Below are 20,919 nucleotides of genomic sequence, written 5' to 3' on the forward strand. Positions count from 1 at the left end.
GCAAACCTACACTTAATGCGAGTCCGCGCGTGCCGGCAGCACGGTGGGTGACCTAGGGGTAGGTTGCGTTAAGACGCTGGCACCGACGCCATGGTCGATCAGCGAGCCTTGGTGCGTCGCAACGCAACACGTCCAGTCCCCCAAACAGCGCCAAATCATTCAGGATTGCCAGCCTGGTTGTCTGAGGGCAGGGTCGCGCGACCGGAAAATCCTTGCCCAGTGTACCAACAGGGACTCGTACAAGAGCAGTCTGTTGACCGAGCCGTACCCATCCGCACGGGCCTCCATAAGTTGCATCAGATACAGGTGCCCCGCCCTCGGTTCGAGCCGCTGGGCCAGATTGCGCAGCGCCTCGAGCTTGTCCTGGTTGATGAGCCGGGGTGCAGGATGGCCGCTCGCCAGCCGCAGCAGGTCACTGACCCAACTGTACAGCCAGTCCAATAGGATAGCCGGCTCGTGATCGTTCCAAGCCACGGCCTCGGCGACCGGGTCTCGGGTTCCGCCTGCGACCGCGATGAATCCGGCGAAGGCCTGGGTCCGTTGGGACAGCCTATCCTCCTGTTGCCTATTCTCTTGCCGCCTGTTCTCTTGTTCTAGGGCGAGCGCCCGCAGGGGGGCGCCATAGGCCAGGCGCAGCAGGGTCTCCGCATCCGCGGAGTCGGTATGCGCACGCAACCATTCCAGGGCCTGGGGCTCGGATGGGACCGGGACCCTCAGTTCTTGACACCGGCTGCGGATGGTAGCGGGCAGACGACCCGGTTGCTCACAGACTAGGCACAGGAAGGTATCGGGGGATGGCTCCTCCAGGGTCTTCAAGAGACTATTGGCCGCGTTCAGGTTCATATTCTGCGCCGGATCCAGGACGATGACCTTGTGACCACCCCGGTGCGCGGTCAGGGCGTCGGATGCGGCCAGTCGGCGAATGGCGTCCACCCGGATCTCGTCCGACTTGCTCTCCGGGTCCGGGACGATCTCCAAGTAGTCCGGGTGGGTGCCGGCGGCGAACAGCTCGCATTCACGGCAGTGGCCGCAGGCAAGGCCACCTGCGTCAGGTCGGGCGCACAGCAGGGAACGGGACAGCAACCCAACCAAGCGGCGCTTGCCTACCCCCGGAGGACCTGTGACGAGCAGGGCATGGGGTAGGCGTCCGGCTGCACGTGCCTGCCAGAGCAGCTGCCAGCCGGCCGCGTGCCAGGGCAAAGGTGCCTCGGCTTCGGTGTGCGGGCTCATCGGCCGACTCCGGCCAGGAAGCCCGCGACTTGCTTCCGAACCTGGGCCGAAACCTGCTCCACCGGCATCCCGGCATTGATCAGGCGCACCCGTTGCGGATGGGACCTGGCGATGGCCAGATACCGGGTGCGGACGCCTTCAAAGAAGCCTTGCGCCTCGGACTCGAAGCGATCCGGCGCGGATCGTTTGCCGACGCGCGCGAGCCCTGAGGCCACCGGCAGGTCGAACAGCAAGGTCAGATCGGGACGCATGGAACCCTGGACATAGGCTTCCAGCATTGCAATGCGTTCGGGATCGACCCGGCGACCACTCCCTTGATAGGCATAGGTGGCATCCGTAAAGCGGTCGCACAGCACCCAGGTCCCCTGCTCCAGGGCCGGTCGGATCTTGTGGGCGATATGCTCGGCACGGGCGGCGAACAGGAGCAACACCTCGGTAGTGGCCGTCATCCCCTTGCAGCCAGGGTCGAGCAGCAAGCCGCGGATACGCTCGCCGACGGGAGACCCGCCGGGCTCCCGGGTGGTGAGGACGGCAATACCCTGTTCCTCCAGACAACGCCGGACGACGGCGAGCTGGGTGGTCTTGCCCGCCCCTTCGATGCCTTCCAGGGTGATGAATTTGCCCTTTTTTTTCACCTGAATCCTACGAGCCAAACGCTTCGGTGCAGTGGAAAAGGTAAGCTCCTCAGTGAGTTAAACACCGGGCAGATGAGCCCGAGGGGTCACCCTTCCCATTGAGCTAAAGATACCATAAAGGTGAAATGGGGAGTCGAACGTGGCGCCAGGGCGAGCGCGTATAAATTCCTAGTCAAACAAGACGTTAGCGCGATAGTCGTGGTTCCAAGCGACCTTGTGGTCTATCCGCAACCGCAGGGGGCAAGCTGTGCCCACCATTGGTTTGCGCACTCTCACTTGGTGGGCGCAGCCTGCCCCCTACAAAGGATTGTGCCCGACGCGGCCATCTCTCTGATTCAATACAATTCTATACGCGTTCGCCCTGCATTGCTCCCCAGCTCACCTGAAGATTCGGTTGGCGGGTAAGAGTAACCAGTGAACGGTTACCACCGCAGTATGCGTTCCTTGACGCCATTTGTCTTAGCGCAATCGACAAACCGATCCCGAGACTGGTCTGCTGCCGATCTGGTCGTTGAAGGGATATTGGCTATATGCTAGTTTTAGGCCTCCAATCAAACTGTCGCAAGAACTGTGGGAAAATCCATGCCGGACGAAAACAAAGAGACAGCGAAGGCCAAATCCTACCTGGAATCTCTTCCTAAAAAGATAAAGGAAAACCTGAATACCGAACATTACTTGGACTCTTTTCTTGCAAAAGCAGCTTTTCTTTTTTTGGTTGGAGTTTTTCTATACGCTGCCCTATGGGGACTTGATTTTTCAGTGCCAGAGCCTTGGGGCGCGGTATTCGGAATCTTCGTATTGTCATCAGCCATAGCATTGCTATTGGTAGCAGACGAAGTGCAGAAAAAGGGGTATACCTGCAAGGAACCGATATTCGGAGAGGAGCCTGGTGTCAAAAACGGCCACCCAACTTCTTACAGGTTTTTAACATTTTGTGCACAACGCAAGGCCCTTGTGGCCCTGACCTTTCTTCTCATCCTTTCCGGCATTTGGGTGATAGTATCGATGATATCCAGCTTATTCACGATAGAATTTTCTGATTCAGCCGGAATGGGTCTTCGGCTCGGTAGCCAAACGGTAGATTTCTATCCTATTTCACCCTACGAAGGGTGGCAGAATACAAGAATTCGGCTAAAGAAAGATGACTCATTTCAGGTAGAGATTCTTGGCCGAGTATCGCCAGGCCATGTGAGGAGTTTGGAGGAGATACGAAAGTATATTGAGGATATTGAGAAATGGGATAATGTGCCGGATCCAAAAATTCTTTGGCCCTTTACCGGTCCAGAGGGTTATAAGGACGAATTCTATGAGAAGGCAAGGAAAGGAGAAATTCCGGAATTATGGCGTCTACCTCACTACACAAAGGACGAGGGGCTAACTGTCAAAGGGCTTCCGCATAATAAAGTCGTTGGCATCGTTCTTCCTGAAGGTATTGAACCCAAAAAAGAACAATACGATTGGGAAACTGATCGTTCTTCCAAGAAACCCAAGCTAATTCCGCTGTCCGCGTCTCGGGGCGGATATCCGATAAACAGGCGAGCACCAAATTCCGGCGTCTTATGGGTCGTTATCAATGACGCAACATTCCTTAGGGAGGATAATATGGGCCAATTTTTTATGACACTACTCGTGAAGTAACAACCGAACCAAAACAAGCCCTCGATATCCGTTTCATCCACCAACCCGGAGACAGAACTATGAAAAATGCTTTCGCTGTAGTTGCCACCTGCGTTCTGATTGCCTTTGCCTCATCGGAGGCAGACACGAAAGATCTGTGTGCGTCGGACACCCCGGTTTCCAAAATTGCCCCTGAAATCCCCGTGGACTGGCTGAGACACGTCAAGGATGATCTATTACCTTTTTGGGATCAGCCTAGCGCTTATGGTGATCCTATCGGTAATTTTCCGACCTACCGCTGCAACGACGGCTGCGAGTTAGAAAACGAATGCTGCAAGTTAGAAAACGAACGCTGCAAGTTAGAAAACGAACGCTGCAAGTTAGAAGGAGGCAAACTATGTGCTGCCTTTTCTCAATTGGGCAAAGACGATGAATGGATAACGAGTGCACTCCACAAGGATTATGTCAGAATGAAGTCGCGCCAGATATTTGCTTATGGTGTTGCCTTTCATATGACGGGCAACCCGAAATATCTGATACTCGCCAAGATGGGTGTGGAGTATCTTCGAACCCATGCACTGGACCCTGCGAGTGGCTCGATGGTGAGTTATTGGGAACATGAAGAAGAGATCTGTCATGAAGAAGAGAGCGATGATGAAAAAAAGAAATGTCGTGAAGAAAAGATCCGTCATCCTGGACCACCACAACCACAGCGGACGAGCCAGGATCTCGCCTATGGTCTGCAAGGATTGGCCTTTTATTACTATTTGACACGTGACAAGACACTCCTGCCGGATATACTGCGTATCAAGGACCATATAATGGGCCACTACTACTCGGCTGAATGGGATTCGATGCGGTGGGTACCGAAAAGCGCCCTTGGTCGCTCATCGGAAGAAGAGAGAAAGGAACTGGTTTCCTTACTCGATCAGGTAAATGCATATATGCTTTTGCTTGCACCTATCTTGCCCGAACCTTTTTCCAGCCAATGGAAGCGCGATTTAAAAGATCTATGTAGAATCATGAGAGAGCAATTCTATAGTGCTGAGCACAATCTGTTTTGGGGAGTAATCGCACCGGAAACCGAGCGAAAAATCGGTGGTCGTCATACGGATTTTGGGCACAGTATTAAGACTTTCTGGATGATCTATATGGTCGGCAAGCTCACGGATGATAGCGAGATGAAGGACTTTGCCTTGACCAACGGCAAGCGACTCCTGGCTACGGCCTTTCACGAAAAGTCGGGTAGCTGGGCCAGTCGCCTGAAGCCGGATGGTAGTAGAGACCTGGATAAGGAATGGTGGATCTATGCCGAACTGGATCAAACCGCCGCAAGTTTCAGTTTGGACGATCCAAGCTTCTACGACAAGTATTTGGTAAAAACATATCCCTGGTGGATTGAACACATGGTTGATCGTACCAACTGCGGGATATGGCACAAAATCAACTACCCAGGCTTGACGCCTCAGTACCCGAAGGTTCATTTGTGGAAGAATGGCTACCATTCGTTTGAGCATGCGCTGATAGGCTATATTACGGATCGGATAAGAGATAAAAAACCGGTAACCCTTTACTACGCCTTGTCGAAAGAAAAACAATACCGGTTACAGCCTTACTACTACCTTGGAAAGAACAAGTATTCTACAAAGCTTGTCCGTTGTGGAGAAACCGTATCCCTAGAAGGGAAGCATCCTATCGGTTTTGGCATTCCATGCATTACACGTGTCAAATTCGGGGCGCCTTGAAAAGATGTCCCGTCATATTCGTGCGTGTAAGTGCGTGAAGTCGAACCCTTGATGCGCGACGGCTTACGGCTGTCGTTGCGGCGCGGGGGATGGTCGAAGCATCAAGCCGACCGGCTCAAGAAGATCTCTCCCTTCGAGGCACCTTGAAAAATACGGTTCTCGTCAACGACGTTCCTGAGTAATCAATGGGTTAAAATCACTTGATGGATGAGAAGGCAAACCGCTTGACGATGTAGTGGTCGAGCTTCTCCGAGAAGACCCGAATCTCGCAGTTGAAATACCGAACGGCATTCTCGAAGACGGCGACTAGGGCGAGTTGCTCACTGCGCTTCGCCAGCTGACAAAGGTATTCGGCGGTGTACCGAAGGTAGCTGAGCAAGCACACCTGAACCCGATGCAGCTCTATCGTACCCTGTCACCGGCCGGCAATCCGGCCATTAGCAGCCTTGCGGCTATCCTCAAGGTCATGGGCTTACGGCTGGCCGTCCGGCCCATCCGGTCGCCGCTGTCCCCTTCACCATGAACCACATCGAGAATCGGCAGCGATCGGCAGTAGAACTGACCGCAATACCATTAAGTTAAGCGTTACCGGTCGGCAAACCAGAGGGAAACTACGAATCACGCGAATCCTCGCGGATGGATTCGCGTCGATTCGTAGTTTTCTCTTCTCCATCCTGACCTACCACGACAAGCGGCCAGCAGCTAACTTAACGGCATTGCTTTGCGCCTTCGCGGTTCAAACGATTCCGCCGGCAACCGGCGACCGACAGCGGGTTCACCGCTTTCTAAGCTGATAGCGCCGCACCGCCCGGTTGTGCTCAGCCAGGGTGGCCGAGAAGTGGTGACTGTGGCTGCCATCCCCCTTGGCGACGAAAAAGAGGCTGTCCCCTGCCTGAGGATGCAGGACCCCCTGGATGGCAGCGCGGCCCGGCAGGGCGATGGGCGTGGGTGGTAGGCCCGTGTGGACATAGGTATTGTAGGGCGTGTCCTGGCGCAGGTGGGCGCGAGTAATATTACCGTCGAAGCGCTCGCCCAACCCGTAGATCACGGTCGGGTCCGCCTGCAGCTTCATCCCCCGGTCCAGGCGGCGTATGAAAACGCCGGCGATGGTCGGTCGCTCGGCGGCAAGGCCCGTCTCCTTCTCCACGATCGAGGCCAGAATCAATGCCTCATAGGGGCTTTCCAAGGGCAATCCCTCATCGCGCTGCGCCCATTCCTCCTGCAAGACCTGCTCCATCGTTTCATAGGCCCGGCGTAGGATGTCCAGGTCGCTGGCGCCTTTCGAGAAGTGATAGGTCTCCGGTAAAAAACGCCCTTCGGGGTGTTCTTCGGGGTGGCCAAGACGGGTCATGACCGCCTGTGCGGACGGATTATCGCCGAGCAGGTTCTCAAGGCGTTCGTCCTTCGCCACCGCTGCGAAGAGTCGGCGGTAGGTCCATCCCTCCACCAGGGTAAAGGCGTGTTGGACCACCTTGTCGGAGGTCACCAGTGCGAGCAGCTCCGGTGGCCTGATACCGGATGAGAGCTTGTATTCTCCGGCCTTGATGCTAGCGGCTTTACCCTCATGGTAGGCTAGGGCCATGAATAGGTAGGGGCGTTCGACCAGACCCAGGCGCGTGAGCTCCTCGCTCAGCCCGGACAGGGAGGTTCCCTGCTTGATGTCCAACACCAGGGACTCCTGGTCCAGCGTCACGGGTTCGGATAGGAAGTCCTGGTATTCCATCCAGGCACCGCCGGCAATCAGACTGGCGGCAAGGGTGCTAACCAGCAGCAGCGCTCGCATCATTCACTCCTTCCCGGTACTTCAAAAGCTGTCTGGTTAAAATGGATCCGAGCGTCGGGTTGCGTTACGCCGCGTTCGGTGCTGTGCCTGTCTGGGCGTGGTCCTGGGTTATTCGGTGCTGGCTGTGGGATCCGGCGTGTTGGGCTACGGCGCGTTCAGCCCTGTCACTGTGCTTCGGGATCCAACAGCGCGCCTAATCCAACCTGCACTTAACGCGAGGCCGTGCGGGCCGGCAGCGCGGGGGTAATCTCGGTGTAGGTTGCGTTGAGACGCTGGTACGGGCCTGGCCGTCGATCAACGAGCCGTTGGGCGTCGAAACGCAACACGTCAAACCCTGTCCCGACGCAGGAGGGATCTTTCCCCCCAAACCGCGCCGAATCATTCAGGATTGCTTTTAACCAGATAGCTTCTCAGTACCAGGTGATCTTTGTAGGCGGGCCGTACCATCGACGATTTACTCAACTATACCCGTTGCACGTGAATATTTCGGTAAGCGAGGTGGGTCGATCGTACCCGAGAGCAAGGCGCGACGAGGAGGAATAGCCAGGCCCTATTGCGACGAGTCGCAACGCTGCTATCGGGTGCGAGGGGCGTGCATCGCGGCGAAATATTTACGTGTAACGGGTATACAACAGAGGCCACGGCTTCTGACCGCAGAATAGCCCAGGTTAAGAGGATGGTTCCAATGCACAACTCGACCCGATGGCATGTCTGTGAGGATGCCGCCGCCGTCGCCACCGAGGCCGCGCGGCGCATCCTGGCCGCGGCCGAGACGGCGATCGCGGCGCGCGGCGTCTTTCGCATCGTGTTGGCCGGCGGGCGCACACCGCTCCGGACCTATCGGCTGTTATCCCGAGCGACGGCCGACTGGACAAGCTGGCACCTCTATTTCAGTGACGAGCGTTGCCTCCCGCCCGATCACGACGGACGCAACAGTCGGGCCACCGCCCTCGCCTGGCTCGATCGGGTCCCGATCCCCGCGCCGAATATCCACCCCATTCCCGCCGAGCTGGGGGCCGAAGCGGCCGCTGCCGCTTACCGGCATCCGGTGAGCACCGCTCTACCCTTCGATCTGGTCACCCTCGGAATGGGAGAAGACGGCCACACCGCGAGCCTCTTCCCAGGCCAGGTACATCCGGTCGCGGAGCTGACGCACCCCATCCATGGGGCGCCCAAACCCCCACCGGACCGGGTCAGCCTGAGTGCGCGCGCCTTGAGCGATGCCCGCGCGATCATGATCTTAGCGACGGGGGCCGAAAAAAAGGGACCCCTCGTCGCATGGAGGGCGGGCGAGCCCTTGCCGGTAGCCGGCATCGGCGGAACCGGGGGGGTGGACGTCCTGATCGATCGGGACGCCAACGAGGCCTTGATACCCTATAGACTTTAGCTCAGACCTTACAGATATCTCAAACAATCCACGGCGGTAAGATCCATGCCAGTCAATCCCGTCAGCGGCGCCGGCTATCTCCTTAAAGGTATGCGACTCATCATGCAACCGGGACTCCGGCGCTTCGTGTTGCTGCCTCTGCTAATCAACATCCTGGTGTTCTCCGCCGCCATCTGGTATGGGGTCTCCCGGTTCGAGTCCTTCCTGGCCTGGATGGAGTCTAAGGTCCCATCCTGGCTCCACTGGCTGGACTGGGCCCTCTGGCCCCTGTTCGTCCTGGTCCTGGTGATCTTCGTCTTCTACAGCTTCACCCTGGTGGCGAATCTGCTCGCCTCCCCCTTCAACGGTCTGCTGGCGGAGAAGGTGGAGCTGTATCTCACCGGCCGACCACTGCACGAGGGCGGTGGTTGGAAGCAGGCCCTGATAACGCTGGTACCTACCCTGATCGGTGAGCTGAGTAAGCTGTTGTTCGCCGCCCTCGCCGCCGTTCCCTTCCTGATCCTGTTCCTGATCCCGGGAATCAACCTGGCCGCCCCCGCGCTCTGGTTTCTTTACACGGCCTGGATACTCACCCTGGAATACAGCGACTACCCCATGGGCAATCATGGTCTCAGGTTCCGGGAGATGCGTGCACGCCTGCGCCGGAAGCGTGTGCTGGGACTCGGCTTCGGCGCCGCCACGGCCGGACTGACCATGGTCCCGGTCGTGAACTTCATCGTGATGCCGAGCGCTGTCGCAGGCGCAACGGCCATGTGGGTGGATGAGCTGAGTAGTTAAGGCGTGTTGACATTTAGCAGGTCCGCACAGCGGACCCTACACTAAATCTGTGAAAATCTGCGTAATCTGTGGATTCAAAACACGATCGCGGTTCAACCGATTCCACACAAATGCGCTTCCAGCACTCTGCCACACGGTCCATGGGCAGTCAGCTCCAAGCTGCGGGCCTCGCCCGCATGCTCGATGCGGATGGTCAAATCCGGCACCGGCAAGGCGCCCCGTCCCCGCTCCGGCCATTCCACGAGTAACAGGCTCCGACCGTCCAACAGGTCGCGCAGGCCCAGGTATTCGAGCTCTTCCGGATCACTGAGCCGGTACAGATCCAAATGGTAGAGGCCCATGGCCCCCAGCTCATAGGGTTCGAGCAATGTATAGGTCGGGCTGCGGACCGGGCCTGCATAGCCGAGTCCGCGCAGAATGCCGCGCACGAGGGTGGTCTTGCCGGTACCTAGATCGCCCTGCAGATAGATGGTACAGGGGGGGCGAAGATAGGCGGCGATACGCCGACCGAAGGCAATCTGGGCCGCTTGACCCTGGAGCCGGACGCGCACGCTACCACCCCCCTGCTTTCCGTTTCCGCATTTGGCGCCCGTGCCGAGACGATCCCGCGGGACTCGATTGACCGCGTCGCATTCGGGACAGACCACATGGACCAGGTTCGACATTTCGGTCTCCTTGCACACCAAATCGGGAGGATCGCCGGACCTCGAATGCCCCACCCGCTTGATTCAAACGATTGCACACCTATTTACGGGCTTAGAGCAAGATTCCAATAAGGAGTAACGAAGGTCATGGCGGATTCACCCTACGTCATCGCGGTCACGGCCGAAAGCTTCCAACGCGTCGTCGTCGAGGGCTCCCATGAGCGCCTGGTGCTGGTGGACTTCTGGGCCGATTGGTGCGCACCCTGCCGGATGTTGATGCCGGTGCTCGCGTCCCTGGCGGACGCCTACGGCGGAAAACTCTTGGTTGCCAAGGTAAACACCGATAAAGAACAGGCACTTGCCGTCGACTACGGCATTCGCAGCCTGCCTACGGTGCAACTCTTCAAGGATGGGCGACCCATCGATCAGTTCATGGGCGCCTTACCCGAGCCTCAAGTCCGTGAGTTTCTCGAACGCCACCTACCCCGCGAGTCGGACCGACTCCTGGCCCAGGCCCGAGGGTTGCTGAACGCGGGTGACCGAGCGGGTGCGGCCCGCATCATCGAGCAGGCGCGGGAGGCGGACCCGGAGAATGCCCGCGTCCGCCTGGTCGAGGCCGAAATCGAAGCGGCGGCGGGCAATGTCCAGGGCGCCCAAGCGATACTCGATGACCTGCCGCGGGAGCTGGCCGATGATCCCGAAGTAGTGCGCCTCAAGGGACAAGTCAGCTTCGCGGCAATCCAGGTCGATTCGCCACCGGAAGCAACCCTGGTATCCAGGTTGGAAGCGGACCCCAAGGACAGTGACGCCCGGCATAGACTCGCGGCCCATCTGGTGGCGCGTGGCGATTTCGAGGGCGCGCTCGAACAGCTCCTGGAACTGATGAAGCGGGACCGCCCCTTCGCCGACGACGCCGGCCGCAAGGGTATGCTCATGGTCTTTGCCATGCTCGGCGGACAAGGCGATTTGGTGACAGGTTACCGCAGCCGGATGTTGAACGCCCTCTATTAATGCCAATGCCATTAAGCTAAGTCTTGTCGGTCGGGTTAGGCGCGTCTTCCGATGGTGAGGGATGCAAACACCTTCGAGCGCGCCGTAACCCGACATTCGATCGTGCGCACCCGCCTGCTCCGTCGCGGATTCGACATCCCGCATTGTCCGGTTACGGCGCGTTTGGCCCCGCTGGCACATACCAACCTGGGAAGGCGCGCCTGGTAGTGGTTAAGGTCTAAATGGAAACATCGCCACGAGCAGTGGGTTGGGCACGCCACACGCAGCACCCCTCTCCCGCCGGGAGAGGGCCGGGGAGAGGGGATCAAATCAAGCAACGGGGCATAGTGAACCTTTCTATGCTAACCATTTAAAAATTTACCACTACCAATCTGCGTAATCTGCGGATAAAAGATGCCGTTTTTCCCATACTCAATCCGACCTGGACCGCTCCGCGGCCAACAACCACAGGCCAATGTCGAGCACGCTCGCCGTCCTAGGGCAAGGAGCTACTGATCCGGAACGGTTGAATGGATAGCTCGGTAATCATCCGGTAGTGCTTGAGGTTCCCGGTCGCCAAGCGCTCTCCATGCTCGATGCAGGTGGCCGCGATCAGGGCGTCGGCTAAGTGTAGAGAACCGGATAAGAAATGTTCCTCCACATAGGTCATGGCCCGCATAGAAATGGCCTCCGTGATCGGCAGCACTTGCCACCGCCCGCCAGCCAAGGTACTGCGCAAGGCCCGCAGCTCGTCCGCATTGCGCATCCCCTGCACCAGCTCCATATAGGTCACGGCGGACAAGCGAACCCGGTCATAGGTATCCAGGATATCCGCAGCCTCCGGCCTGCCTCGCAGATACCAGATCAATACATCCGTATCGACGATCACGGATAGCGGCTCTGCCGCAGGGTCCGGACCCAAGCCTGGGGATCGACCAGATCATCCCGGTCGGCCCAGAGCCCAAACAGCTCGTCCTGCTTTACCGACTCCGCCCGCTCCGGTCCCTTCTTCATAGGCACCACCCGGGCCCTGGCACGACCGCGATAGGTGATGGTCACCGCTTGCCCGCGCTCGACCGTATCGAGCAGCAGACGGGTCTTTCGGCGTAGCTCTTTTGCGGAAACTTCCATCACAAACCCTCGAATGTCACTTTGAAGTGATCACTTTAGCATAGCGGTTGGCACAATAGAAAGAACCGATTGGCTCGGCGGACCCTGAAGACAATGTCATTAAGTTAAGCCTCAAAGCCCCTCTCCCGGCGGGAGAGTATCGTAAAACCGGTGGTGTCAGCTGCCAGTCTGTGAAGTTTAAACCACAGAGAACACAGAGGACGTAGGGAATCGGCCTGTGCCCTTCTCTGCGTTCTCTGTGTCCTCTGTGGTTCGAAAGGACTTTTGCGACACCCTCGGCGGGAGAGGGGTTGGGGAGAGGGCGAATGAAAAACAGCGCTCAACCGATCACAAACGGCCCCGGTGACGCTTAACTTAATGGTATTGCCCTGTAAGAGGGCCGATTTTCGGGAAGATTTCCACGCACTCACCTGGACGCAATCGTCACAATCCGCGCGTACAGAGGACAAAACCGATGAACTTCCGCTACGCCGATTATCTCCGCCGGCAGCGTAGGTCCTATGCAGGCCCGCAGCGGATTAACCTTAAGAGGCTGTCTAAAAATTAAGATACTGATTTTAGAGCATAAAATCTGCAAATTTCACGCTCGTTCCCACGCTCCAGCGTGGGAACGGCAGCTTGTCCGCTCCAGCGGACGCAGCTCTTCTGTGCTGATAGGCATTGGCGGTTAGCCTACCGAGGCGCTTAATCGACGCTGGAACGTCGGGATCTGCTCCCACGCTGGAGCCTGGGGAGCCAGCCGAAAATCAATGGGTTAGTTTTTAGACAGCCTCTATAGGGATGAAACAACCCACAGAGGAGATCCCAAAGATAACTGCGGACCTTTATAGGATCTACGAGCTGCCGGTTCGGATCGCTTTACCAGAACGGATTCCGTGGTGGGCGCGTCAGATCGAGGGATGGCCTGTTATTGCGCACCCAGATGACCAGATCGTCGGTCGTCTGGAACGCTTCGGCGGTCTCGAAGACACCGGCCAAGCGGCTGTAATAGCGCAGCAGCTGTTCGCGGGTCTTGTGCTCCCGATACCCGGAATCCTTGTCGAAGGCCATCGGCGCCTGGAGCAGATCAGGGGCGGTGTCGATACCAGCACCAGCAGCGTCCTGGGCTATAGGTAGATCTCCGAGGCTGGCAGCTAGTGAGACGAAGTCGTCTGGAGTTATCGGCAACCCCATAACCTCCACCAGACGTGACGCGCCCGCCTGGGCCTCTCGGCCGGCAGCCGCTCGCCCAATTTGCCCAGCGCTTCGCCGAGCCGGCTGAGCTGCCGCGGATCGGTGGTCGTGCCCATAACCTCTACCAGGCGCAAGGCACAGATGCCAGCCTGCAACCGCATCGCGTGCGCGGTTGGCTGACGGCAAAGTACGATGCGGACTTTGAAGCGAAATGTCACGCTATCTGCGAGACCTATCGACTGGCCCCGGAACGGACCCAAGGCGGCGTTGAGACGGTCGCGATCGATGAGATGACCGGTATTCAGGCACTGGAACGCGCGGCTCCGACCTTGCCAATGCGCACAGGCCGCGTAGAGCATCAGGAGTTCGCGTACATCCGCCATGGAACGCAAACGCTGATCGGCACATTCAATGGCGCCACCGGCAAGGTATTCGCCGACATCGGACAGACCCGTACCGAAATCGAATACTTCAACCGTACCATGGCAAAGCCCTTTCGCTGGACTTACCAGGCAAAGCCCCTTGCGGCCTGAGCAACAGCATCAAGACTTTCGCCATTGTATACTAGCCTGAATTTTGCCGTTAGATGACGATCAATTTTTCCGGGACAACCTCGGATCGCCTGGGTGCAATGCATCGTACACGATGTAAAATCTCCGCGATCTCCGCACATCATGGACCTGCGCTGCTGCGGTATCGGAGCGCCGCCTGAGTCGTTCCACCGCCGATTCGGCCCATCACTCGCTTGCCCCGGCGATCTGCACATCACATCCGATCAGCTGAGGATCAGCATCGAATCCGATCAGAACCGACTGTCGACGCCTCGATTGCCTCAACACGTTCCCCAGACACGCATCTTGGAGGACAGAATCATGCATGCGAATGCCAGTCATCAACAATCGAGCTCGCCGCTCGCGGCACGCGACACGGAGAACTATCAAGAGGAGTACATCCAAGGGTTCGTCGACAAGTGGGACGAGCTCATCGACTGGGACGGACGCGCCGCCTCCGAAGGACAATTCTTCATCGAGCAGTTGCGCGAGAAAGGCGCGACGAAGGTCCTGGATGTTGCCACAGGGACTGGGTTTCACTCCGTCCAGCTTCTCGAAGCGAGTTTCGAGGTGACCAGCGCCGACGGAAATCCCACCATGCTCGCTAAGGCGTTCGAGAACGCTCGCCGCCGCGGTCATATCCTGCGCACCATCCATGCGGACTGGCGCTGGCTCAATCGCAGTGTCCATGACCTCTACGACGCCGTGATCTGCCTCGGCAACTCGTTCACTCACCTGCACGACGACAACGACCGTCGCAAGGCGCTGGCCGAGTTCTACGCGACCCTGCGCCACGACGGGGTCCTGATCCTCGACCAACGCAACTATGACGCGCTGCTCGATCACAAGGTTCAGCCGATGCACAACTACTACTACTGCGGCGAGAACGTGCGCGCCGAGCCCGAGCATGTCGATGATGGCTTGGCCCGCTTTCGCTACAGCTTCCCGGACGGGTCCGTGTTCCACCTGAACATGTTCCCGTTGCGCAAGGCCTACGTGAACCGATTGATGCGCGAGGTCGGCTTTCAGAGCGTCAAGACTTTTGGCGATTTTAAAGAGACCTACCGCGAAGCCGAGCCCGATTTCCTCATCCATGTGGCCGAGAAGGCTTACCAGGAGGGCGCGGCATGAGCGCGAGCTACTCGGCTGCCGTGAGCACGGCTAGGGACTACTACAACAGCGACGACGCGGACAACTTCTACTACCACGTCTGGGGCGGCGAGGACATCCATATCGGTCTGTACGAATCGCCTCAGGAATCGATCGCGACGGCATCCCGCCGCACGGTTGACAGGATGGCGGAACGGGTATTGGACAAGCTCTCGTCAGCGCGGGCTCAGGTCATCGATCTTGGCTCGGGGTACGGTGGCGCTGCCCGTGTGCTGGCTGGCCGCTTCGACTGCCGGGTTCTGGCCCTGAATCTCAGCGAGGCGGAGAATGAGCGCCATCGACAGCTGAACCGCGAGGCCGGGGTTGCCGAGCGCATCGAAGTCGTCGAAGGCTCTTTCGAGGCAATCCCGGGCGACGGAACCCGTTTCGATGTGGCCTGGTCGCAGGACGCGATTCTGCATTCCGGACACCGGGATCGCGTGCTTGCCGAGGTGGACCGCGTGCTCAAACCGGGCGGCGAGTTCGTGTTCACCGATCCGATGCAGGCGGACGACTGCCCCAATGGCGTGCTTGCACCCGTGCTGGAGCGTATCCACCTGTCGAGTCTCGGCTCGTTCGGGTTCTACCGTGAGCAGGCGCGGAAGCTCGGTTGGCAGGAGGTCGGCACGGTCGAGATGACCGGGCAGCTGGTGCGGCACTACACACGCGTCGCCGAGGAGCTCGAAGCGCAGCGTTCGCGTCTCGCCGGACTGGTCAGCGACGCCTACGTCGAGCGCATGCTCAAGGGGCTCGCGAACTGGGTCGAGGCTGGAAACAAGGGCTACCTGGCTTGGGGCATCCTGCATTTCCGAAAGCCGGCCTGAGCGATGACCCGTTCCGCTAACGGCCTGTGCCGCACCGATTACCGGGTCGGCCAGGACAACCTCCGCCTGTTCGGTATGGACATCCATAACCCGGTGTTCTTTCTCAGTGCAGGCTTGATCCTGGCGTTCGTCATCTCCACGCTGATGTTTCCGCCGCAAGCGCGCGCGGCCATGGATGACATGCGCGATTGGATCATCGCGCACTTCGACTGGTTGTTCGCGTGGGGCGCCAACCTGATCGTCATCTACTGCCTGGTGCTGGTGCTCTCGCCGTTCGGGCGGATCCACATTGGTGGTTCCGAGGCCCGACCCGAGTTCTCCACCCTGTCCTGGTTCGCCATGCTCTTTGCCGCAGGCATGGGCATCGGGCTGATGTTCTGGAGCGTTGCGGAGCCGGTTGCGCATTACACCGGCTGGGGCGGCACTCCGCTCGGGATTACGCCCGAGACGCCAGAGGCAGCACGTGCCGCGCTTGGCGCGACTCTGTTCCATTGGGGCCTGCATCCCTGGGCGATCTACGCGCTGGTCGGACTTGCCCTGGCGTTCTTCTCGTTCAACCGGAAGCTACCGTTATCGATCCGCTCGGTGTTCTATCCGCTGTTGGGCGAGCGCTGCTGGGGCTGGCCCGGACATCTCATCGACCTTTTGGCGGTGCTCGCGACCCTGTTCGGACTCGCCACCTCGTTGGGGTTGGGCGCCAAGCAGGCCGCCGCCGGATTGCACTTTCTATTTGACGTCAATAACAGCATCAACGTGCAGATCGCGATCATCGTCGGTGTTACGAGCGTTGCCGTGTTCTCGGTGGTTCGCGGGATCGAGGGCGGGGTCAAACTACTCAGCAATTTGAACATCGCGCTTGCCGGACTGTTGTTGTCTTTCGTCGTCCTGGTGGGGCAAGGACTCGGGTTCTTCTCTGACGTCGCCGACACTGCCAGCGCCTATGCGGCTTATCTGATTCCGCTGAGCAACCCGCTGGGCCGCCATAACGCCGACTGGTTCCACGACTGGACCTTGTTCTACTGGGCCTGGTGGATCTCCTGGTCGCCGTTCGTCGGCATGTTCATTGCCCGGATCTCCTACGGCCGCTCCATACGAAGCTTCATCGTCGCGGTCCTCCTGGTTCCGACGTTTGTGACGCTGATTTGGATGACGGCCTTCGGCGCGACTGGCCTTGATCAGGCCATTGACGGTGCCGGCCAACTCGCCGACGGCATCGGCGAGGCGTCGTTGGCCTTGTTTCAGATGCTAGAGGTGTTGCCATGGTCCGGATTGACGTCCTTCCTTGGGATCACGCTCGTGCTGGTCTTCTTTGTGACCTCGTCGGACTCCGGATCCCTTGTCATCGACAGCATCATCGCTGGCGGAAAAGTCGACGCACCAGTGCCGCAGCGGATCTTTTGGGCGGTACTGGAAGGCGTGGTCGCGGCGACGTTGCTATACGGTGGAGGGACGGCTGCGCTCAAGGCGCTTCAATCTGGCGCGATCTCGGTCGGGTTGCCGTTCACCCTTGTGCTCTTGTTAATGTGCGTCAGTCTTTGGATCGCCCTCGCCCGAGAAACTAAAGGACGAGAAACTAAAGGACACTCATATTGTTCGCACATTGTCCGTGCCGGGCAAAGTGGCTGTCCATTACCTGGTCCATTACCTGAAAGAATCAGCTGTCCCGGCGGGAGCCTGAAAAAGGACCGATTTTCGGGAGGGTTTCCCGGACCAGATCATCACGACCCGCGCGTGCAGGGGACAAAACCGATAAACTTCCATTATTCCGAGGGCTCTTTATGGATTCCGGACTGCCAAGGATCATGGGAGGGTACCAGCGGACGTTTTGGAGTGCGGCCTGTCTGCCCTGCCTGCTGCAGGCAGGCGCCAGGCAGGCGGCAACCTCGCCTCGATGCTTACCGGGACCTCCAGCCCTGAGCATAAGCCGGGGGTCGGCAAGTGGCACCATCCTGCCGCCGCTTTGGATGTGGCGAGGTATCCGTTCCCGGCCAGGGTGTTGTGGCCAGGGGAAAGCGCCGTCGCCGCGGCGCGGGTGGAACCTGAGTGCCCGGATTGCCGACCAACGCCGCTGGTATCCCCCGTGGCTGAGGTTAGCTCGGACCGCACCGCTTTGCCGGCGCACTCCAAAGCAGTCCGGAATCCATAAAGAGCCATTCCGAAACTATCTCCGCCGGCAATGTAGGTTGGGGTGAGGAATGAACCCCAACGTCCGATGTTGGGGTTCGTTCCTCACCCCAACCTACGAGCCACCGCTTGAAAATTTACCACCATCGTTCGAAGTTTATTGGGAAACCAGCCTGTGACCGATTACAAAGATACCCTGAACCTCCCTAAGACCGCCTTCCCCATGAAGGCCAATCTCGCCCAGCGCGAGCCCGCCATTCTCGCGCGTTGGGAAGCCATGGACCTGTACGGCCGCATCCGCCAGGCCGCGGCGGGTCGGGAGCAGTTCATCCTCCACGACGGCCCGCCCTACGCCAACGGGGAGATCCACATCGGCCACGCCGTCAACAAGGTGCTGAAAGACATCATCGTCAAATCCCGCACCCTGGACGGCCTGGACGCCCCCTACATCCCCGGCTGGGACTGCCACGGGCTGCCCATCGAGCTGGAGGTGGAGAAGAAACAGGGTCGGCCCGGCGCCAAGCTCAACCCGGCCGAATTCCGTCGCGCCTGCCGCGCCTATGCGCAGCGGCAGGTGGAGGATCAGCGCAAGGATTTCAAACGCCTGGGCGTGCTCGGAGATTGGGAGCACCCCTACCTCACCATGGATTTCGGCTGCGAGGCCGACATCATCCGCGCCCTGGGCCGCATTATCGCCAACGGCCACGTCCAGCAGGGCTACAAGCCGGTACATTGGTGCACCGATTGCCGCTCCGCCTTGGCGGAGGCGGAGGTCGAATATACCGATAAGGTCTCCAGCGCCGTGGACGTGCGTTTCCGAGTGCCGGACGAGGCATCCCTGTTCGCCCGCTGCCGCGACCTACCCGCCGACCAGGGAGACGGCCCCCTGGCAGTCGTCATCTGGACCACCACGCCTTGGACCCTGCCCGCCAACCGAGCCGTCGCCCTCAATCCTGAGCTTGAGTATGTGGTGGTGCAGACCCAGGGCGAGCACGGGCGCGAGCGCCTGATCCTGGCCGAGGGGCTGCTGCGCGAGACCATGGACCGCTACGGCATCGAGGACTACCGCGTGCTCGGTCGCGGTCGCGGCGACGCCTTCGCGGGGATCGCGCTCCGGCATCCCTTCTACGACCGGGAGGTCCCTATCATCCTGGGCGAGCATGTAACCCTGGATGCCGGCACCGGTGCCGTCCACACCGCCCCCGGCCATGGCCTGGAAGACTATGTAGTCGGCCTGCGCTACGGCCTGGCCGTGGACAACCCGGTGGGCGGCGACGGCCGTTTCCTGGCGGATACGCCGATCTTTGGCGGCAAGCATGTCTTCGCCGCCGACGATCAGGTCGTCCAGGTCCTCAAGACCGAAGGGGCCCTGCTGCAAGAAGCCCGCTTGAGCCACAGCTACCCCCACTGCTGGCGCCACAAATCCCCCGTCATCTTCCGCGCCACCCCCCAATGGTTCATCGCCATGGACCGGCAGGGATTGCGCGCCGCCGCCCGCCGCGAAATCGCCAAGGTGCGCTGGGTACCGGATTGGGGCCAATCCCGCATCGATGGCATGGTGCACAACCGCCCCGACTGGTGTATCTCCCGCCAGCGGGCCTGGGGCGTGCCCATCCCCCTATTGGTCCACCAGGAGAGCGGCGAGCCCCACCCGGACACCCAGGCCCTCATCGAGCAAGTGGCACAGCGGGTGGAGCAGCAGGGGATCGATGCCTGGTTCGAGCTGGAACCGAAGGACCTGCTCGGCGACGCAGAGGGCGGACACTATGAAAAGGTCCGGGACACCCTGGACGTCTGGTTTGACTCCGGCGTAACCCATGCCTGCGTGCTGGAGCGCCGGGCGGGGCTGCGCGCACCGGCGGACCTCTATCTGGAGGGCTCCGATCAACACCGCGGCTGGTTCCAGTCCTCCTTGCTCACCGGCGTCGCCATGCACGACCGGGCGCCCTATGCCCAGGCGCTGACCCACGGCTTCACGGTGGACGCCAAGGGCGAGAAGATGTCCAAATCCAAGGGCAACGTGGTACGGCCCCAGGACGTGATGAAGACCCTGGGGGCCGACATCATCCGCCTCTGGGTGGCGGCGACCGACTACCGGGGCGAGATGAGCGTCTCGGACGAGATCCTCAAACGGACCGCCGACGCCTACCGCCGCATCCGCAATACCGCCCGCTTCCTGCTGGCCAACCTGAACGGCTTCGACCCCGCCGCGCACCTGGTGGCACCCACCGACATGCTCGCGCTCGACCGCTGGGCGGTGGATCGAGCCTACCGGCTCCAGGAAGCGATCATCCGGGCCTATCGAGACTACCAGTTCCACCTCATCTACCAGAAGATCCACAACTTCTGCGTGGTGGACATGGGCGGCTTCTACCTGGACGTCATCAAGGACCGCCAGTACACCACCCAGGCCGATGGGCTGCCCCGGCGCTCCTGCCAGAGCGCCATGTACCACATCGCCGAGGCCATGAGCCGCTGGCTGGCCCCCATCCTCAGCTTCACCGCCGAAGAGATCTGGCAATATCTGCCCGGCGCACGCTCGGACTCGATATTCCTCGAAACCTGGTACCGGGGGCTCTTCGATCTGGACCCCGACGCCCCCCTCGACCGGAGGGTGTCGCAAAAGCCCCTCTCCCGCCCGGAGAGAGCTTGCCCCGAGCGCAGCGAGGGGGCTTGGGGAGAGGGGATCAAAGAGGGAAGATCGGTGCCTTTTGCAATGCCCTCCGACCGGGGCCTGTGGGACCAGATACTGGCGGTACGAGTCACCGTATCCAAACAGCTAGAAGAGGCCCGCAAGGCCGGCGCCATCGGCTCCTCCCTGGACGCCGAGCTGGACCTCTACTGCCAACCCGATCTGGCCGCAGATCTAGCCAAGCTGGAAGACGAGCTGCGGTTCGTCCTCATCACCTCCTACGCCCGGCTGCACCCGCTGGAAGATCGACCCGCGGATGCCCGCGATACCGACCTGCCGGGCCTGGCAGTAAAGGTCACGCCCTCCGCCTACACTAAATGCGCGCGCTGTTGGCACCATCGTGAAGACGTGGGGGCCGACCCGGACCACCCGGATCTGTGCGGACGCTGTGTGACCAATGTTGCGGGGGATGGGGAGACGAGGCGGTATGCGTGATCTGGCATTTGTAGTAGATTGAGTGCATTCTA

Annotated in this window: 17 protein-coding genes and 1 pseudogene; 10 read left to right on the top strand and 8 right to left on the bottom strand. The window is 59.8% G+C overall.

All coding sequences use genetic code 11. The annotated features are described in order from the left end of the window. Positions 1-159: 159 nt before the first annotated feature. Together E1958_RS05030 and tmk are read right to left on the bottom strand one after the other, a co-directional pair. Positions 160-1,230 carry a DNA polymerase III subunit delta' gene (locus tag E1958_RS05030; RefSeq protein WP_133510885.1) on the bottom strand — a complete coding sequence of 357 codons (1,071 nt, stop codon included), beginning with the start codon at positions 1,228-1,230 and terminating at the stop codon, positions 160-162. After that, positions 1,227-1,865: a dTMP kinase gene (gene tmk, locus E1958_RS05035; RefSeq protein ID WP_133510886.1), complete on the bottom strand. Its 639-nt coding sequence runs from the start codon at positions 1,863-1,865 to the stop codon at positions 1,227-1,229. Before tmk ends, E1958_RS05030 begins: the two co-directional genes overlap by 4 nt. Before the next feature lie 582 nt (positions 1,866-2,447). Here tmk and E1958_RS05040 point away from each other — a divergent pair. Both E1958_RS05040 and E1958_RS05045 read left to right on the top strand, forming a co-directional pair. Continuing rightward, complete coding sequence (locus tag E1958_RS05040; RefSeq protein ID WP_133510887.1) at positions 2,448-3,503, top strand: hypothetical protein; 1,056 nt, start codon at positions 2,448-2,450, stop codon at positions 3,501-3,503. A gap of 59 nt (positions 3,504-3,562) precedes the next feature. Further along, positions 3,563-5,227 carry an AGE family epimerase/isomerase gene (locus E1958_RS05045; RefSeq protein WP_133510888.1) on the top strand — a complete coding sequence of 555 codons (1,665 nt, stop codon included), beginning with the start codon at positions 3,563-3,565 and terminating at the stop codon, positions 5,225-5,227. A 196-nt stretch (positions 5,228-5,423) separates the two neighbouring features. On the opposite strand, the gene E1958_RS20780 is transcribed toward E1958_RS05045, so the two are convergent. Beyond that, the gene (locus E1958_RS20780; protein ID WP_208108571.1) at positions 5,424-5,606 is read right to left on the bottom strand and encodes a hypothetical protein; all 183 of its coding nucleotides are present in this window, start codon (positions 5,604-5,606) and stop codon (positions 5,424-5,426) included. Positions 5,607-6,002: 396 nt separating this feature from the next. Continuing rightward, positions 6,003-7,013 carry an endolytic transglycosylase MltG gene (mltG, locus tag E1958_RS05055; protein WP_133510889.1) on the bottom strand — a complete coding sequence of 337 codons (1,011 nt, stop codon included), beginning with the start codon at positions 7,011-7,013 and terminating at the stop codon, positions 6,003-6,005. A gap of 682 nt (positions 7,014-7,695) precedes the next feature. Here mltG and pgl point away from each other — a divergent pair. After that, entirely contained in the window at positions 7,696-8,397 is a 702-nt protein-coding gene (gene pgl / locus E1958_RS05060; protein ID WP_133510890.1) for a 6-phosphogluconolactonase, read from the top strand. Between the two features lie 45 nt (positions 8,398-8,442). After that, entirely contained in the window at positions 8,443-9,174 is a 732-nt protein-coding gene (gene cysZ, locus E1958_RS05065; protein WP_133510891.1) for a sulfate transporter CysZ, read from the top strand. Positions 9,175-9,266: 92 nt separating this feature from the next. Here the strand turns inward: cysZ and tsaE are convergent, their stop codons facing one another. Then, the gene (tsaE, locus tag E1958_RS05070) at positions 9,267-9,839 is read right to left on the bottom strand and encodes a tRNA (adenosine(37)-N6)-threonylcarbamoyltransferase complex ATPase subunit type 1 TsaE (RefSeq protein WP_133510892.1); all 573 of its coding nucleotides are present in this window, start codon (positions 9,837-9,839) and stop codon (positions 9,267-9,269) included. Between the two features lie 126 nt (positions 9,840-9,965). On the opposite strand from tsaE, the gene trxA reads away from it, so the two are divergent. Further along, on the top strand, positions 9,966-10,829 hold the full coding sequence (gene trxA / locus E1958_RS05075; RefSeq protein ID WP_133510893.1) for a thioredoxin: 864 nt from the start codon (positions 9,966-9,968) through the stop codon (positions 10,827-10,829). A gap of 475 nt (positions 10,830-11,304) precedes the next feature. Here the strand turns inward: trxA and E1958_RS05080 are convergent, their stop codons facing one another. The 3 genes from E1958_RS05080 to E1958_RS05090 all read right to left on the bottom strand — a co-directional run bounded on the left by E1958_RS05080 (position 11,305) and on the right by E1958_RS05090 (position 13,106). Next, positions 11,305-11,697, bottom strand: a complete 393-nt coding sequence (locus E1958_RS05080; RefSeq protein ID WP_133510894.1) for a type II toxin-antitoxin system VapC family toxin — start codon at positions 11,695-11,697, stop codon at positions 11,305-11,307. Beyond that, positions 11,694-11,939 carry a type II toxin-antitoxin system Phd/YefM family antitoxin gene (locus E1958_RS05085; RefSeq protein ID WP_133510895.1) on the bottom strand — a complete coding sequence of 82 codons (246 nt, stop codon included), beginning with the start codon at positions 11,937-11,939 and terminating at the stop codon, positions 11,694-11,696. The genes E1958_RS05080 and E1958_RS05085 overlap by 4 nt, the downstream gene beginning before the upstream one ends. A gap of 858 nt (positions 11,940-12,797) precedes the next feature. Next, positions 12,798-13,106 carry a hypothetical protein gene (locus E1958_RS05090; protein ID WP_133510896.1) on the bottom strand — a complete coding sequence of 103 codons (309 nt, stop codon included), beginning with the start codon at positions 13,104-13,106 and terminating at the stop codon, positions 12,798-12,800. A gap of 20 nt (positions 13,107-13,126) precedes the next feature. On the opposite strand from E1958_RS05090, the gene E1958_RS05095 reads away from it, so the two are divergent. The 5 genes and pseudogenes from E1958_RS05095 (at position 13,127) to ileS (ending at position 20,887) form a co-directional block, all read left to right on the top strand. Further along, positions 13,127-13,645: a hypothetical protein gene (locus E1958_RS05095; protein WP_133510897.1), complete on the top strand. Its 519-nt coding sequence runs from the start codon at positions 13,127-13,129 to the stop codon at positions 13,643-13,645. Between the two features lie 339 nt (positions 13,646-13,984). Further along, complete coding sequence (locus tag E1958_RS05100; RefSeq protein ID WP_133510898.1) at positions 13,985-14,794, top strand: glycine/sarcosine N-methyltransferase; 810 nt, start codon at positions 13,985-13,987, stop codon at positions 14,792-14,794. Then, positions 14,791-15,636, top strand: coding sequence for a class I SAM-dependent methyltransferase (locus E1958_RS05105; RefSeq protein ID WP_133510899.1), 846 nt, complete (start codon positions 14,791-14,793; stop codon positions 15,634-15,636). The genes E1958_RS05100 and E1958_RS05105 overlap by 4 nt, the downstream gene beginning before the upstream one ends. A 3-nt stretch (positions 15,637-15,639) precedes the next feature. Continuing rightward, positions 15,640-17,193, top strand: a pseudogene (locus E1958_RS05110) (BCCT family transporter); the annotation flags it as partial. Between the two features lie 742 nt (positions 17,194-17,935). Next, positions 17,936-20,887, top strand: coding sequence for an isoleucine--tRNA ligase (ileS, locus tag E1958_RS05115; RefSeq protein ID WP_133510901.1), 2,952 nt, complete (start codon positions 17,936-17,938; stop codon positions 20,885-20,887). The last annotated feature ends 32 nt before the right edge of the window (positions 20,888-20,919 follow it).

Origin of the sequence: Candidatus Thiosymbion oneisti (assembly GCF_004359955.1) — a bacterium.
In the GTDB taxonomy this organism is placed as follows: Bacteria; Pseudomonadota; Gammaproteobacteria; order Chromatiales; family Chromatiaceae; genus Thiosymbion; species Thiosymbion oneisti.